At 57.9% G+C, this 15,808-nt stretch carries 10 protein-coding genes and 2 pseudogenes; 3 read left to right on the forward strand and 9 right to left on the reverse strand.

The features are described from left to right. Positions 1-52 precede the first annotated feature (52 nt). From ABIB78_RS36455 to tnpA, 4 genes are read right to left on the reverse strand one after another with little or no spacing between them, the layout of a single operon-like run. Positions 53-427: a transposase gene (locus tag ABIB78_RS36455; RefSeq protein WP_429033803.1), complete on the reverse strand. Its 375-nt coding sequence runs from the start codon at positions 425-427 to the stop codon at positions 53-55. Next, entirely contained in the window at positions 351-839 is a 489-nt protein-coding gene (locus ABIB78_RS36460) for a hypothetical protein (RefSeq protein ID WP_429033848.1), read from the reverse strand. Before ABIB78_RS36460 ends, ABIB78_RS36455 begins: the two co-directional genes overlap by 77 nt. 35 nt (positions 840-874) lie before the next feature. Then, complete coding sequence (gene tnpB, locus ABIB78_RS36465) at positions 875-1,228, reverse strand: IS66 family insertion sequence element accessory protein TnpB (RefSeq protein WP_429033804.1); 354 nt, start codon at positions 1,226-1,228, stop codon at positions 875-877. Further along, on the reverse strand, positions 1,225-1,662 hold the full coding sequence (tnpA, locus tag ABIB78_RS36470; protein ID WP_429033806.1) for an IS66-like element accessory protein TnpA: 438 nt from the start codon (positions 1,660-1,662) through the stop codon (positions 1,225-1,227). The genes tnpB and tnpA overlap by 4 nt, the downstream gene beginning before the upstream one ends. 805 nt (positions 1,663-2,467) lie before the next feature. On the opposite strand from tnpA, the gene ectB reads away from it, so the two are divergent. The 3 genes and pseudogenes from ectB to ABIB78_RS36485 all read left to right on the forward strand — a co-directional run. Then, a complete protein-coding gene (gene ectB, locus ABIB78_RS36475; protein WP_429033850.1) occupies positions 2,468-3,736 on the forward strand; it encodes a diaminobutyrate--2-oxoglutarate transaminase in 1,269 nt (422 codons plus the stop codon). Between the two features lie 1,314 nt (positions 3,737-5,050). Continuing rightward, entirely contained in the window at positions 5,051-5,584 is a 534-nt protein-coding gene (locus ABIB78_RS36480) for a hypothetical protein (protein ID WP_429033808.1), read from the forward strand. 615 nt (positions 5,585-6,199) lie between these two features. Then, a pseudogene (locus tag ABIB78_RS36485) lies at positions 6,200-6,373 on the forward strand (integrase core domain-containing protein); the annotation flags it as partial. Positions 6,374-6,562: 189 nt separating this feature from the next. Here ABIB78_RS36485 and ABIB78_RS36490 read toward each other — a convergent pair. The 5 genes and pseudogenes from ABIB78_RS36490 to ABIB78_RS36510 all read right to left on the reverse strand — a co-directional run. Next, on the reverse strand, positions 6,563-8,812 hold the full coding sequence (locus tag ABIB78_RS36490) for a di-heme-cytochrome C peroxidase (protein ID WP_429033809.1): 2,250 nt from the start codon (positions 8,810-8,812) through the stop codon (positions 6,563-6,565). Positions 8,813-8,879: 67 nt separating this feature from the next. Then, entirely contained in the window at positions 8,880-10,250 is a 1,371-nt protein-coding gene (locus ABIB78_RS36495; protein WP_429033811.1) for a hypothetical protein, read from the reverse strand. Between the two features lie 108 nt (positions 10,251-10,358). Continuing rightward, the gene (locus ABIB78_RS36500) at positions 10,359-13,559 is read right to left on the reverse strand and encodes a hypothetical protein (RefSeq protein ID WP_429033813.1); all 3,201 of its coding nucleotides are present in this window, start codon (positions 13,557-13,559) and stop codon (positions 10,359-10,361) included. 1,364 nt (positions 13,560-14,923) lie between these two features. Next, positions 14,924-15,298 (reverse strand): radical SAM protein, encoded by a 375-nt coding sequence (locus tag ABIB78_RS36505; protein ID WP_429033815.1) that lies wholly within the window; start codon positions 15,296-15,298, stop codon positions 14,924-14,926. Between the two features lie 346 nt (positions 15,299-15,644). Then, positions 15,645-15,796, reverse strand: a pseudogene (locus ABIB78_RS36510) (IS110 family transposase); the annotation flags it as partial. Positions 15,797-15,808 lie beyond the last annotated feature (12 nt).

Below are 15,808 nucleotides of genomic sequence, written 5' to 3' on the forward strand. Positions count from 1 at the left end.
ATCTCGGGGGGCCAGCCCCCATCTCTCCCGCAGCTTCACAATCGGTTTTAGTTCATGTTGAACTCCTTCCGTTGCTCTGCAGCACACTCTCGTCGCAGAACACGCGCGGCGCGGCCTGGATCGTCCTCCGCTGAAGCTCATAGAGGCTTTTGAGCCACCAGGCGGTACGCTTCACCCAGCCGGCGAGCGTCGCGCGGTCGAGCTGGACGCCCTGGCCGGCCAGGATCTGCACCTGCCGGTACAGCGGCAGATACCAGGCGAACTTCGAGACCACCACGTGGGCCACGAGGGCGGTCGACGCCATGCCGCTCTCAATGCGGCGCGGCAGCACCTTCGCCTGCACCACGCCGTCAGTGCAGCTGCGGCAGCCGTACTTGGGACGGATTGTCCGCAGCACGCGCAGAATCGCGGGAATCACGTCCAGCACCTCGCTGACGTCCTCGCCGATCCTTGTGAAGCCGACCCTGGCAGCACGGGCACGCGGTCGTCTCCGGCTCCAGCACCTGCTCACAGCGCGGCAGATGCCTGGGCAGCGCGCCGATGTTGCGGCGCGCCTTCTTCCGCGGTGGCTTGCCAAGCGGCTTCGCCGCAGGCGCATCATCGTTGGCAGCGGCAAGTGGCGTGATGCCGGTCTTAAGATCGTCGAGATCAAGCGCGAGCTGCTCGGCCACGAGCGCGGCAAGCCGCTCCGAGCACTTCCCGAAGATCAGCCCCTTGAGCGTCTGCATCGCCACGCGCAGCTTCTCGTTATCGGCGTCAAGCGCGAGCACCATCCCGCTCAGAGCCGCTGGATCGGTCGGGAGAGCGTCGGGGCGAATCGCCATGATCAGACGATACATCCGCACGCGACACGCTCCAGCAAAATCCTCACCTCTCAGCCGACAACGGCCGGCTGCTTCACAGGCTTGGGTGAGACACGCGTCCACTCGAGCCCGTCGACCAGCATCGTGAGCTGCGTTGCACCCAGATGCACCACGCCGTCGCGGATCGGCGGCCAGGTGAAATGCCCTTCGTGCAACCACTTCGTCACCGGCACCATGCCGCTGCCGTCCCACGCCAGCAGCTTCACTCTGTCGGAACGTTTGGAACGGAAAACGAAGACGGTGCCGTCATAAGGACTCGTGTGTAGCGCTTCGCTCACCAGCGCCGACAGCGTGTGCACCGACTTGCGGAAATCGACCGGCTGGCACGCCAGCATCACCTTGAGGTCGGGCCGCAGCGCTATCATCGATCGCCCCTGAGCACCGACAGCACCGTGGAAAGCGTCAAGGCATCCACGCCCGGCTCGACCCCGATGATCGCCCCGTTCACCTCGATCTCGACCACCCCGCAGTCCCTGGTCGGTGGCGCGGTCACCTTCAAGGGCTTCGCTTGCGCCGACGCTGAGAGCCGGCCGCTCTCGGCGCCAATCTGGATCGGCACTAAGCTCGGCGCCTTGCCGACCATCGCCGTAACCTGGCCTCGCCACACCGTGAGCAGCCCGCGGGAAACGCCGTTGCGCCGCGCCACCTCGGAGATGTTAGCACCCTCCTCAAAACTCTCGGCCACGATCCGGGCCTTCTCCTCGCCCGTCCATCGTCGCCGTCGGCGCTCCCCGGTGATCACCTCGACACGACGATAGGAGTCACCTTCCTGCCCGGCATCAAGCATGACATTTGCCATCGATCCACCTCCTCCGATCAGCTCATGCCAGACTCTATCGCGCGTAAGCCAGAGAGGGCCAGGTGGGTGCCTCATGCCGCTCTGATGTCCGCTGTCAAGGATTAGAACGCAGAGCATTGTCCGATCGTCGATCGGCTGTTCATAAGAGATGGTCGTGCATAGGTGGAGGCGGAACCGAAGGACGTCGGTGATCAAGCTCTGATGCGCGGATTGGCTACCGCATTCCCGATTGTGCGTCCGAGATCTGCTCCTATCTTACTACGGGCGTCGGCGCTCTTGCCGGCCACAAAGCGGCTCTTACTGTTGATCTGCAGTTCACTCTCACTAACGACGCGCGTTTCTTCGATGAACTTCAAGACTTGTGCTGTGCAATCCAGCGGATTAGCCGTACTGCTCATTACTGCTGATGTGACGCTGCTCAGCTTAGTGCCGCGGCGCTCATGCTTGGAAGCGCTCAACCGAGCGTTATAGCCTCGACGATTGGGAGGCAGCTCACATCCGCGCATCGTAGTCTTAACCGCTCCCGATGCTTCGAAATACTGAAAGACGCTCAATTTCCGAAAACGACAATGCACACGCCTACATGGCCGGGTACATGGTTAAACTCTGAACCTACCAGCTTTGGTAGGCTCCTCGTTCCGGCTTCGGAGCTATTCAGGGAGCACGCCGTGCGAGGTAGCTCCCGCCGAAACGCGCGCACGTTCCGGTCTGTATGTCCGCGGCTCAGGCATGGTGCGAGAAGCCTGCTTGTTCCTTGACTTACTAGGAGACCACCATGGCCGGAGTGATTGGCGAGCTACGCAACATGCAAGCTTTCGAAGCCCTCGAATCAAACGTCCGCTCGTACTCACGTTTGTTTCCGGCTATTTTCAGTCGGGCGCGCGGCTCCTTAATGCTAACGGACGATGGTCGAAGCGTCATCGACTTCTTTTCCGGTGCTAGCGCGCTGAACTACGGCCACAACAACCACGCGATCAAAGCTGCTATTGCCGAGTATTTGGCGTCAGATGCCGTAATTCACGGGCTTGATATGGCCACTCCCGCAAAGCGCGAATTTATGGAGACTTTCAGCTCCGTCATACTGCGGGAACGGGGTCTGCAATACCGTTTCCAATTCACGGGGCCGACAGGTGCTAATGCTATCGAGGCGGCCTTAAAGCTCTCACGCAAAGTTACGGGACGTCAAAATATCGTTTCATTCACGAACGGATATCATGGAGCGAGTTTAGGAGCGCTTGCCGCGAGCGGCAATCGTTTTTATCGCGCTGCCAGTGGAGTATCTTTGTCTGGCGCTACTTTCATGCCCTATGATGGCTATCTTGGGCCAGCCGTTGATACGGCTGACCATCTGCGAAAGCTAATGCTGGACGAGAGCAGTGGTATCGATTTGCCAGCTGCTATTCTCGTCGAAACTGTTCAAGGAGAAGGGGGCATAAATGTAGCGAGCAAGGAATGGTTGCGATCAGTACAGGCCATCGCAAGGGATGTTGGCGCGCTTTTCATAGTCGACGATGTCCAGATGGGCTGTGGCCGAACGGGCGAATTCTTTAGTTTCGAGTTCGCGGCGTTGTCGCCAGATATTGTCGTAATGTCGAAATCGCTAAGTGGGTACGGTCTGCCTTTATCGATGTTGTTAATCAAAGAGGCGTTCGACGTATGGCGGCCAGGAGAACACACCGGCACGTTTCGTGGAAATAACCTCGCGCTTATTTCTGCAACCGCAGCTATAAATATCTATTGGCGCAGTCGGACATTCTCGGAGGGTGTTCAGCGCATGGGAGAACTTATGCGAAGCCGACTTGCGGCCATTGCATCCGAGCATGGAAATAGTTTTGCTGTTCGAGGACGGGGCATGGCCTTGGGGTTCGATTGTAAAACGGCCGAAATCGCTGAGGCTACGTCACGCAAGGCATTTGAGAAGGGATTGATGGTCGAACGATGCGGATCCGTTGATCAGGTCGTAAAATTCTTACCTGCACTCACGATCGACCATGAGACACTAAATGCAGGTCTTGAGATATTCGAGGAATCGTTGGCGGAAACACTAAACCAACTTGGGCTCGCAGCAACCTAACCCCAAGTGAAGCCAGTGTCGAGGGACGATGGCGTGGCTTCGTCGGAGGAGCATCGGGTGATGAGCAGAGTTGGTCGGGGTTGCTCAGCCGACCACGCGATGCGGTGATCTGCGCCGCATAGCCCACTGGGTTGATAGCCGAGGGCAAAGTGCTGGTGGATGTTGTTGTGGTTCGCCACCCATCGCACGGGACCACCCGAGCGCGATTGAGAGTGCACCACGAAGGCTCGCTCCAGAATGCAGCTGCGTAAGCGGCCCTGCAAGCTCTGGCAGGCACGGTTCTGCATGGACTTGGCGCGTGCGATGATGTGCTGGCAAACACGGTGCGCGCTGGCCCAGGCGAAGACCTCGTTCGAGGTAAAGTCGAACCCTGTTGTGCAAAACGATGAGCGGCAACGGGCATAAGGCCTCCGCCTCGTCATCGCGAGTTTTGCCTTTGGCACGAGCTGATCGGCGGAGGCACCGGTAGCAAACGCCCGCAAGGCCCCGAGCTTGGTGTCGATCCAAATTTGCGCGCAGCGGGTCCGAACCTCTTTCGTCGGCATGCGCGAGGCGTTTGGAGATCACCGGCTGCGGGTTGGCCGTGATCGAGGTGAGTGCCCCGCGCGTCCGGGTCGCGCCAGGCGTGGAGCTGAACGAGCTTTCGACGGTACTGTTGGCCCTTCGGGCCGGTGGTAGCGCTATGGTCTGATCTCAAGGCGGTACCGGCGACGTCTTCGTGTTTCGCGGCAAGGGCATGGCGGGCCTTGCTCATGGCGGTTGAACGACGGACGCTCGATAACGGTTACCAGCTCGTGGAACTGCGCTGGCGACATCATGTGCCGTAAGCTGCGTCCTCAAATCGGCCCCGTTAACGCTCAAGAACGCCCTGCGGCCTTTGAAAGGTGGTGCCTATAGCGCGACAATCTGGATGGGCAGGACTTCCACCCTGATTGCCGCGCCGCAGAACGACGTCGCGAATCATCAACCATGATGTCTCCAGCGAGATTGGCGACATCCTCGGACGGCTCGTCCGATAGCCTGATGTCTTGATCTCTGCATCAAGCAGAGCCTCGCGCTTGAAGATCGACGCCTTCACTGGCAAGTGACTCCTTCCCCGCAAGGCAATGGCGTCAGGCACCACCGTACAAAACGAACAATAGTGTCATCCCGGCGCTACAACATTCGTGATTTTTCTGAGCTGACCAATTCGCGATTTCCATCGATGTGGCGTTGATCCGATACTCGCTTGCATTGCTATGCTGGACGTCTACCCGCACGTGGGAAGAGCGCTCGAGCGCCTATAGTTCGTGCCTTAATCGCCTGGAGGTAACTGTGGCAAAGGATTCCAAATCACGCAGCGTAAGTTCTCCGAAAACGGGACTGCATCGCGGCACCACAGGATACGCGATCAACTTCTTTCGCTCTGATATCTTGGTTAACCTCCAGCTGGATCTCAAGCGGATCGAGAAATCAGGCATTGATGAAGACGTCTGCAGCAAAATTAGAGAGCTGCTCAGTGCGCTTGTGAGTGCGGCATCGGCCGAGCCAAAGGGCTCTTTTTGGGGAAGAGCCGTGCACGAGGTATTACGAGATTACGAGCTCACGTATCGCGAATGGAACAATGTAAAGGGAACCGATACTCAAGCAGCGCGAAAACGAGATGAATTACTTTCCAGGCTGCAAGACATAAGACATGCAATCGCGAACGTCTGCCGCCGTAACGCTCATAGCTTATCCGAGGCACACGATCTCGAGCTGATCACTGCGATCAACGAAGCTCTAAAAGAGGCGATCAAGGCCGTCCCCGGAACATTTTCTGCTCTCACCAGGAGCGCCGAACGGTTTGCGGCTCGCGCTCTTACGTGAACACTGTATGGTTCGTTCGAATCCAGACAGATGCATTTGACTCATTGCCGATCTGTGAGAGACTTCTTGGAGGGTGTGGTTCGAGCCGCCTCGAATACGTTCCCTCCGACGGGAGAATGCGAAAGCAGCCACACCTCCTGCGCAAGGCAGCCGCCACTTGCGGCCTCGCTTGGCCTTCACGGGCGCTCGGAAAGTTGCTTTGACGTGCTTTCCAAGATCATGTTGAAGCGAATTCTGTAGAGCCTTTGAGAGCAACGGATCCTGTCCACCGTTGGAGGAGAATATTGCTCTTTTTTCACCGCGCAGAGGCGGTACCACTTCAGTCAAGATCAGCACCCGATAGTTGACTTTCAAATGATCGGGTGCGCATCGAGTTCACGTTCCGAGGAGATGTCTGCGTAACCTGCGTGCATTCTCAGCGATCGCGCGGCACCTTGGTTCAAACGGTCGGCGAGTTCGACGTCGCGCGCGATGCTGCCCAGTTCAAGCGCGGGAGCACCTCCGGGGTTCGCAGGACAGAGAACGTTAGCGCTCTGCTCTAGGCGGCAAAAGCTGCGGCCTCCTGATTGAACCGACTAGGGAAGCCCCGGGCGGCTCGGAATTAACGTCACCTAGGGGCTCGCTTTCCAGGAAATCCTGTCCGACAACGACGCCGAGTTCGCCTCCCGCAACAACCCACAGGAACATCCCTTTGAGGCCATGCTGCTCGAACTCGGTATCAAGCACCGCTACACCAGACCTTATCGGCCGCAGGCCAATGGCAAGGTCGAGCGGTTCTGGCGAATCCTGGAATGACTGGGAATCGGGCCAACGACCGGCGCCGTCATCCGATCCGCGGAATGAAGTCCGGCAACTTCCTTCCAGAATACTGAGTGACATTTCCTCAATCCATGCGCGAGTCTATGTCGACAGTATATTTCCTGTCGGTATGCTCCTGCTTTCGCGTGATCAGCGCTACGCTTCGAGACGACGGCTCCCTTACAGCGTCTTCAGATACTCGAGAAGTGCTCGCCGCTCAGTGTCGGTCAATTCTGGTCCGATGACCCCAGGCGGCAACTTCGCTATATCGGTTTCCTTGCCCTCAAACGAATGCCCGCGATTGCTGTTTCCGAGCAGCGATACATTGAAGTCCGTCAGGCCGGCCGCACAGGCGTCGCTCACTCGCGTTTTCGTGATAAGCCCAACGTGAACTGGATCGAATTCGCGGCTGCCGACGCAGAAAGAGCTCGGCCGCTGACTCTGCGGCAACAACATGTCGGACAGAGTCGGCACCGAGCCGTTGTGCAGATAGGGAGCCGTTGCCCAAACACCGTCCAGCGGACGCGCCCGGTAATGAGGTTCAAGAGCAAGAACATCTTCGTCCCTGCCGTTACGGCTCGCCCGCGCTCCAACATATACGCGCGGGTTTTGACAGTTTTTCCTCGGCCCCCACATCTGCTGCTTGGCTTTTTCGGAAGAGCCGTTCGCAACGTTCCATTGATCGATCGTCTTGCCCACCACATCCATCAGCGCGAGCACAAATAAGGGATCTGCCGCCCGATCAGCCGGAAGGCCGCAACCCCAGGCTTTGTTCAGATCATCGACTGGATTGAGACCGAGCGACTCGGGTAAGTGAACCCGCCGCGTCGTCAGCACATTGGATTGTTGACGATCAGTACCGATTGCGTTCAGCGGCACCTGAACGACATTGAAATAGTGGCGTCCCCCGACCTCCACCCAATTCTTCTCGCCCTTGGCAGAGCGATCTGGGTTCTCCGGCCTCCAGAAGGAATCGTCCGGCCACTTTGCGTCGAATGCGCGATCATTGACCGGTCCTCGGTGGCATTCAAAGCAATGCGAGCGATAAAGATCGCGGCCTTTCTCAACCAATTTTTCGTCAATGGCCCAGGCCGGGTCGCCTTGGAACCTTTCCTGCGCGTCCTTCCATCGTGGCGCGACAAGCCCGCTGAACTTTCTGCCGCTTGCCTCGGCTGACGAAAAGGGATCGGTGCCACGCAACAGCTCCTCGAAACGCGCGATGTCCGTGAGACGGATGGATGATTCAAAAAGCGGCCGTCCGGGCGCGGACGCCCTCATATTGATTTTCGCGCTGACGCCGAGCGCCTCGCCGGAATTGCGAACAAGCTCATTGAGAACCGAGGCGTCATACTGCGCCCAAAGGAAGTATGGCGTGTCCCAGATTGGCGGAAAGCTCACAGGGGCGTCGTTGCGCGCGAAGTTGCCCCTGAGAAGGGGGTCAGGGAGTTCTCCGGTCGCAGGGTCAAGAAAATTGGTATAGAAGACCTGGTTGCCGATCCGGTTCAACGCGTCAAGTCGACCGAACCCCTCGTCGAGATCGGTGACGCCCTGCCCCGCCAAAAGGCTGTCGCTTAGGGCCTTTTGTTTCTTGATCTTTTCAAGTGCGAGCTCGAGATCACTTCGAAGCTTGTTGCGATCGATGCTTCGACCTTCAATGTTTTCAAGCCGGCTGGCGAAGCGTTCGAACCGCCACGGCAAGATCAGCGTATAGCCGATCGACAGCCCAATGACCCGTTCAACCTCGCCGAGATTGACCATCGCCGGCCCACCGTCGTAGCGAATGCTGACATTCTTGTACTCAAGATGACCGGTATGACAGGCGGCGCAGGTCAGGCCAATCTGATCTTCGTAGAAGGCCCCGGTCGTCGGGTCGACGCCCCCCTTCAGGATTGCAAATCCTACAGGCAGACCATCTGGATTGTCAGGCGTGCTTGGTGTCCAAGTGGAGCTCACGTCCTTCGACGCATCCTCGCGATAGCCGTATGCGGGTGCGTTACGGGCAAAATCCTTTGAGCTTGGACTTGGGATGAAACCAAGGCGTCGCAGATAGTCATCGTCCGTTAAGCTCGTGTAATGGATCGACAACTCAGGACGTTCCAGAGCCAGGAACCATCGATATGGGACGGGAATGGTCGCCGTGCCCTGCGATGTATGGTGAAACCAGTAACGCTGCCGCGAAGTCCAATTCTGCGGCAGCCAATACGCGCTGTCGATCTTCGACGGCGCGGGCAGTGTAGCAGGCAGCAATTGCGCAACCAGATTTGCGTCGCTCTTGATCTTGAGAGCCGCATCGCGAAGCTGCTCCGGCGCGAAATACGCCATGCCGGCCGACGCCACCGCGACGAACACGATCGCGAATATGAGACTGATGATATGAGGCCACCGCCTCACCCGGCCACCCATCCAAGAGCGGAACGAACGCGCCCCCATAGCACCCTCCATTTATTTCAAGTACCGCCTTCTGCCGCGCGTGCACGCTGGCAAACAATGGCGCTCACTATTTGTTCAGCAGTTGGCTATTGATGAAGTCGACCACGTCAGCGGTCTCGGCTGCCGCGCGCCGCGTTATGGTCGCGGCCGCCGGGCCGCCATGCAAGAACGACGGGAACCAACCGAAATTGCGAACATTCCAGTTTTCCCTCGGTAAAACCGCTGGGTTCACGCCAGGCACTGCGAAGTTCTGCACTTTCCTGGCGAGTGGCTGCGCCGTCTCGGTGTGACAACTCACGCAGTCCGTGTTGAAGAAATGACTCTTCTTCGGATCCGCAATGATGTTGACGATCTCGAGTACGCGGCTATTGGGGACATTGGCATCAATGAAATCGGCCGTCGAAACACCCTTGCGACTGGCGAGCGGCAAGGGCGGAGTCTGCAGCGCCGCGTGACGACACGTTATTGGATTTTGGTTGTTGGTGACAGGCCGTGGGACGACGTGGGTGCCACTGAGGATGCTGAACATCTGTGCGGCATGCAGGCCATCAAGCGTCGGGCCAGGCACCGCTATCAACCCGGCCTGCGGGACCCTTAGCATCGAGACGAAAACCCAAGGTTCGGGCGGTGAAATGCCCATGATAGCCATGGTATTGAGGCGCTGCGGCGAGAGATGCTTTTCCAGCAAGGCTTTAACCGCATCACGAAACGGCTTCGCGGACGCCCCGACAAGGCCCGGATGCACGTTCATGTCACCGGCAGTCGAGACTTTGACATTGCCGAACTTTCCCGCCGCAAGTTGGTCGCGCAAAGACGCAACGTCACGGACGATCGCCTTGAAGGCTTCGTCGTCAGGCTTGAATCGCGGGAATGGCGCACAACCATCGAGAGGCGGATCAGGATCGAGGTTGAAGCTGAAGATGAGGTGGCCGGCAGTGTCATGGACCTTGAATCCTTCGGGTCCATTGGTCACCGGCTGAATGATCAGGCGGATTTGCGGTTGCCGACCAAACTGGGCGATGACGTCCGCAGACAATCCCGGTGCTCCTGGGTCGATCCGGATGCCGGCAACAAACCAGGCTTCGATCCTTTTCACGACGTCAGGCAGCTGAATGCGGCGCGCGCCCGAGTCCGGCACGCCGGGGCGCTCGGGATTTTCGGCGTTTGCGATAAAACGAGCAAAATCCCCATCGGAAAAAAGCCGCTGCGGAGACCCTGTGGGGCCGGTGAGATCGGACACCGCGATCAGATTGACGAGGTCACCCGGCGATCTGGGCGGAGGAAACAGGATGGACGCGTCGTTAGCCGAAAGCGGCTTTGATGCCGTCTGGGCCGGGGCTGCTCCTGCGCCCAAAACAACAGCGAACATCAGCCCCGCTGCGGACAGCTTTGCAAGCAGTTGACGATGCTTCGATTGGCATTTTTCACTTTTTGCCATCGTCGGCAATTCCCCTCTAAGGCTCGGCGGTTGAATGTCAGGTGTACAAAACGCCGCTTTCAAGCTTCCGCTCTCCGCATTACGGCATCTCGCAGCGGATCAGCCTTCTCACTCGCTACCGTACAGTTTGCTTTGCAAGGCCTTGAGTTGAGTAGGATGTAACGCCTCGTCAATGCAGCCGAGGAACATCTGGCTCCTTGCGTTGACATGCTCCCTATCAGCGGGGGCATGCTCCATGTCCGTTTGCAGCGAGCGCACAGCGATCCAGTCCTTCGAAGGGTCCTTAAGCAGCTCGAACAATGTTCGGTCCTGGTAGGGATGGAGACGGAAGTGAGCGAACGCAACCTTGGCTGAAATCTTGGCATCTCGCAGTGCGTCCGGAAGCGTGAGGAGATCGAGCCCCGCCAGCTCTCCAACCTGGAGCATTTGATTCTGCGCTTCCTGATATTGCTCGCGCCCGACCAATTGGTACATTCCTCGTGGACGAAAGAGCCAACCGTCATCCGTTCCGGGCTGGTTTCCGAATGGGTTGTCCTCGTAGCCCAGAACAAAGTCCGCCAATTCCTTGGGATGGTTAAGCAATGCGTCCATGCCCACGGGCGGCTTGTTCGCGGCCGCTAGATCAGCGTTGTTCTTGGCGATTCGATCGCGCCATTTGCGCGGCAGTTGCGAGACCGCGCTATAAGAGAAATCTTCGCTGCTGCGTGTAAAATCGGCGCTATCGTAGGAGATCGCCCCCAGGATGTAGGCCAGGATGTGCGGATCGGTCTCCTCGACGCGGTCCCATTCCTGCAGCAAGGCTTTGACCTGTTCGGCCTGAAAATAGGCCATATAGCTCTTTCGATATGGCGGCATGGGTGGGGGAGCCGGCGAATGGTCTTTGATCGATACCGCCAGCTGGCGCTCGTACGCAGCAACTTTGTCCTGGTGTTTCTGATAGCCATGCTCCTGCAACCACCTGCTCTCATAACAAGCAAGCAATGGCTGCGGTTTGATCTTCGGCGTCGGCCGATATTCCTTGTCCAGCTCGTCGGCGTAGGCGGCCTGGGCAAGCTTGGCATCTTTGAGCGTTTCAAATGCGGACGCGACAGATCCGTTCAAGAGATGAAATAATTTCACTTGCAAGCAATCAGCGTTGCTCTGCCTCTCGCGCGATTGATCGAAATCATCCTGGGGCACACAATCCCAAAAACGACCGCTGCTCAGCGAGATGATATCTTCGGTTTTCTGAGATAGCGTCCAGCCAAGCGGTAGGCTGTAAAACAAGCCTGTGACGTCCGTTCGGCCAAAGGTCGGAAAGCGTTGCACGCTGGAAGTTACATCGTTCTCCGGCCGACGATCGATGTTGGTCGCGTGATTGAGCGCAACATAGGTTCGCGAGCTTCGCGTGCTCAAGAGCGCGCGCACCGGTTCCATGAGCTCACCGAACATGAAGGACCCGTGATCTTCGAACTGACCGCTCACCAGCGACAACAGATAAATCCGGAATTTTGGCGCGTCGGAGGTGCCCTTGATAGTGTTGAGCCGCTCAATCAAATCGAGGGCAGTTTCGATTCCGGAATTCTCGATATATCCGCCGTCCACCAAGCGTGCCTGCGGATTGGCGGTAATACAGTCATTCCGCAAGGGAACCGTCGCTGCCGGCGTCACCCACGGAAACCGCGCGCTCGTAAAAGCCGCTGCGCTCAGCGGAATATGCAGTGAGTGGCTCGTGACGGTTTGATCGACCCCGATGCCGGCGCGATCAAGCGTCGCGAGGATACACAGGTCTTTGGCCTTCGAGTGTAGCGGATCGATATCGAAGGGAGAGATCACAACCCGTTTGCCGCTACCGGCATCTGTCGTATTCAGCAACAGCGCCGGCATATTGTTGCCTGGTGTCCAATGTGACTGAAAGTCGGCCTTTAGCAGATTGGATTGATCGCCGATGCCCTTGTGGGTCCTGAGCATTCTGTCTGTCGCATTCTCCAGCGTGTATTCCAGAAAACGCGCGCGATCGAAATTCGGAATCGCGACCGGTGAAAACAACTGGGTGAAATCGGTAAATAGAAAACCGGCAACCAACGGCGAGAGAAAGTCCGTCTCCAAGACGCTTGCAACGCGTTGCTCTACCGGTCCGGAAACATCGATGTCCTCGGCCCGGCCGACGCCGGCCAGAAAGTCCGCGATTTTCGGGCATGTCTTTGCGTCGGGAGCGATCCCATCAAGTGGCGCATTGTCAGCATGAAGCGCAGCCGCGAAGATTGCCGAACCGACGCTTCCCCCGGAGACACCGCTTATCGCAAACAGATGCTGCCGAAACGCCGGACAGAGATCCTGCATCCTGGCTAAAAAGCGCGCCGCATTGTTGGCTGCGTAGATGCCACCGCCCTGGGCAGCCACAATGAATACGGGATATTCTCCGAGCCTCTTGGCCTCGGCCACCCGCGATTTTTGCAGAAGCCACTCACGAAACGCTTCGACGGCAGAAATGCGCGCCTTCTCCTTCGGTTGCCCGGTTGCGCCGGCCACGGTGCGCAGCCCATGGTCGTCGCTTCCAAACAAGGAGGCCAGCAGGAACAAGCCCCCAAAGACAACCGGTATAAATGGAAAATTGAACCTGATCGTCAGTAGTGCAAAGTGGGTGGTGAGACCAACCACGCACATCGTAAAGAGTGCGATCACGCCGAACGATCCGACGAACTGCGCAAGCCTATCGGGAAGCAAAACGAATCCCGTTGTCAACAGGGCGATGCCGCCGATCGTGAGCGCGAGAAATCTGTAGCGGATGAAATAGGCGTTGTTCGCCCGGCTCGCGAGCTCAGTAGAGCGATCTCTTGATCCCATCCGCCAGGCGAACATGACGAAGCAGGCGAGCAGGAATAACATGGCGAAGGCGAAGATGAGCAGCATGTTCCGCTCGAAGGCGAGCGCCTGGTCCTGAATGCGGAAGATACTTCCGACTTCCTCGACCTCACCGATCTTTTCAGCCGGCCGCGAGGCGATTTGACCTGCGGTCGCAGCGACTATCGGCAGCGCTCCGAGCACAACGGGCGCTAGTTTGATATAAAGGGCCAGCCGGCCCGTGGCGTGCGGGATTTGGGGTAGGGTTGCGGTGGTAAGCTGAAACGCGGCCGCCCAAATCGTTATCGCGATCACACCAAGGGCGATAAACTCCCTGACGGTTAGCCATCCAATGTCGTCAGCGGCGATTCGGTAGAGCTCCTGAATCTGATCTGGCAGGTAGAGCAAAATCGAAATGGCCACCGACAGAACAACAATCCACCGGAGGTTGCGCAACAATGTAAAGAGCTGCTCGCGCACAGTCATCGCGTCATGTGCCTCACACTGTCCAACGGAGATCCTGAGCGAGTAAAATAGGCTTGCATTCCAAAAAACTCGTACCAGCTCTCATCGAAAGCAATACGCCGGAGATTACAGGCGGCCTGCAAGAAATTGACCAGGGACACGCTATCGGACAGCGCGCTGAAAATTGATAGCTTAACCTACAGTAGTGGCGCGATTTATCGATGTATTCTGCTGGACGGTCAAGAGATTTTCGATGCGGATGACTCAAAACCGCGATCTCGATGTTTCGCGCCTCATATCCGCTAGCTTGCGCATTTTTTCTTCGTTAGTTCGCTTAGAGTGCCAAAAAACCCACAGCGTCGCCGCTCACCTCTATGTTGCTGTCGATTCTCATCGTGGATCACCATCGATGGATGTGTGCTTAAACGCTTACGGACACTCGGACGGGTTAGAAATCAGTTTCTTGAGCTGCGTTTTCTGGCTATGAAAGGTGAAACTCGCACTGCTGCCAGCGGCGGCCGGAAGTGCGGCAGTCGGCATCCGAGCCTCGGTAAGAGTGCGCCGATAGCGGCGAACGACCGCTGATCAAACGCTGGATCAGCTCCCCATAACCGCGGTTTCGCGTCGTCTCCGTGATTGCACACGCGGACCTGGCGCCGGCCGCCGCCACCTCGCCCTCGAACAGCGCCATTACGCGGCGTCTCGATGCTGAGCTTTGAGCGGGTTGGGGCATGCCGAAATCAACAGCGTGCGCGACAATCGCCGCTGACACATGTTGGATGGCAGTATTAACTGCTGCCATCTAAAACGTACCCGAGCATTCCGCCATGCCTTACCATCGCGGCATATTGCCCGCGCACAAAGCGGATCATCTACACTGCGGCCCTTGATGCGCATCGGAATGCGATCAATGCAGGCCTTAGCTCTGCGGAACCAAAGGACCATTTTAGTACAGAAGAATGGGCAGCACGGCTCGCTCGTCTTGCCGGCGCTTGCGCGATGCAGATCGGCGTAGAGTATCACAGCGCGGTAGAAGTTGCGGAAAGCGCGCTCAAATAGTCCGGACAAGACTTGCGAAGCGTGCTTGCCGATCCGGCCACAGAGGATGCTACTTGTTTGGAGCAGGTGCTGCAACGGATCTCCTACGGAACTTTTCGAAACTCAAGCAAAGTCAACTTTGGACCGCTCAAATGTGCGGGTGTCGACATGACCAGCCACTGAACTTTTAATCCGGCGGTCGGCGCAAAAAGACCCGTCAACTATTAACGCGCCAGCGGTCAATACGAATTTGACGACCGCGTCATGCTGTTGGCGGTGCTGGGCACCCCCGAATCCTGAGCGGCAAGGAGACGGCTTGCTCGCCCACCTGCGCGGGAGAGTAGCTCTCATAGGCGCGGCGAGCGCGCTCCGGCTCGCTCCACGACTTCTCGCCAGTCTGCACTTTCGGCGTCTGCGTTCAGCATGCGCGTATGGGTGACGGCTATAGATGGTGCAGCAGCGGCAACAAAGGAGCCATTCTCATACAATGCGTCGTGCTCGCCCGGGAAGCCCCACAGCAGGCTCCAACTCACCTGCACGCCCTGCTGCCGGCACCACTTTAAGAGCAGAATATGATGCACTGAGGTCGTTGCTTTGCGCATCAGTTTCAAAATACGAGTATCCAGGCTTTCGATATCCAGTTGAATCCAGCGGACGCCGGCGGCAGCCAGCCTCTCCACTTCTTGGCGCTTCAGGTTAGCTTTGACCTCAAAGAAGATCACGAGCTTCCCGGGCGGGTCGCCACTACACCACCATCCGGACACCACTGAAACGTGGGAAGGTAGCCCCACCCTGATGTCCGTTGTCAAGGCTCAGAACGCACAGGTTCGTCCGATCGTTGATCGGCTGTAGATGTTGATGATCGCGCATGCTTGGAGACGGAACCGAGGGACGTCGGTGATCAAGCTCACATGCGCGGGTTGGCTACCGCAGTCCCGATTGTGCGTGCGAAGTCTGCTCCGATCTTACTGCGGGCGTCGATGTTCTTTGCCGGCCATAAAGCGTCTGACGGGCATTCCCTCTACCGTGGTCCCGCCTCCGCCAATGCGCGATGATGAGAGGGCCTGATCAGGCTGAATGCGCTTGCCTGGCGACCGCCCACATGAAGCCGCCAGTTCACGGGCGATAGCAGTGCAGATCACCATCGTTCGCTTGCCGCGCGAAGCGAGCTTTCGGTAGCGAGCAGTCAGACGGATCTGCGCCTTCCATGTGAACCGCCTGCCACTGAATTG

Origin of the sequence: Bradyrhizobium sp. I1.14.4 (assembly GCF_050435825.1) — a bacterium.
In the GTDB taxonomy this organism is placed as follows: Bacteria; Pseudomonadota; Alphaproteobacteria; order Rhizobiales; family Xanthobacteraceae; genus Bradyrhizobium.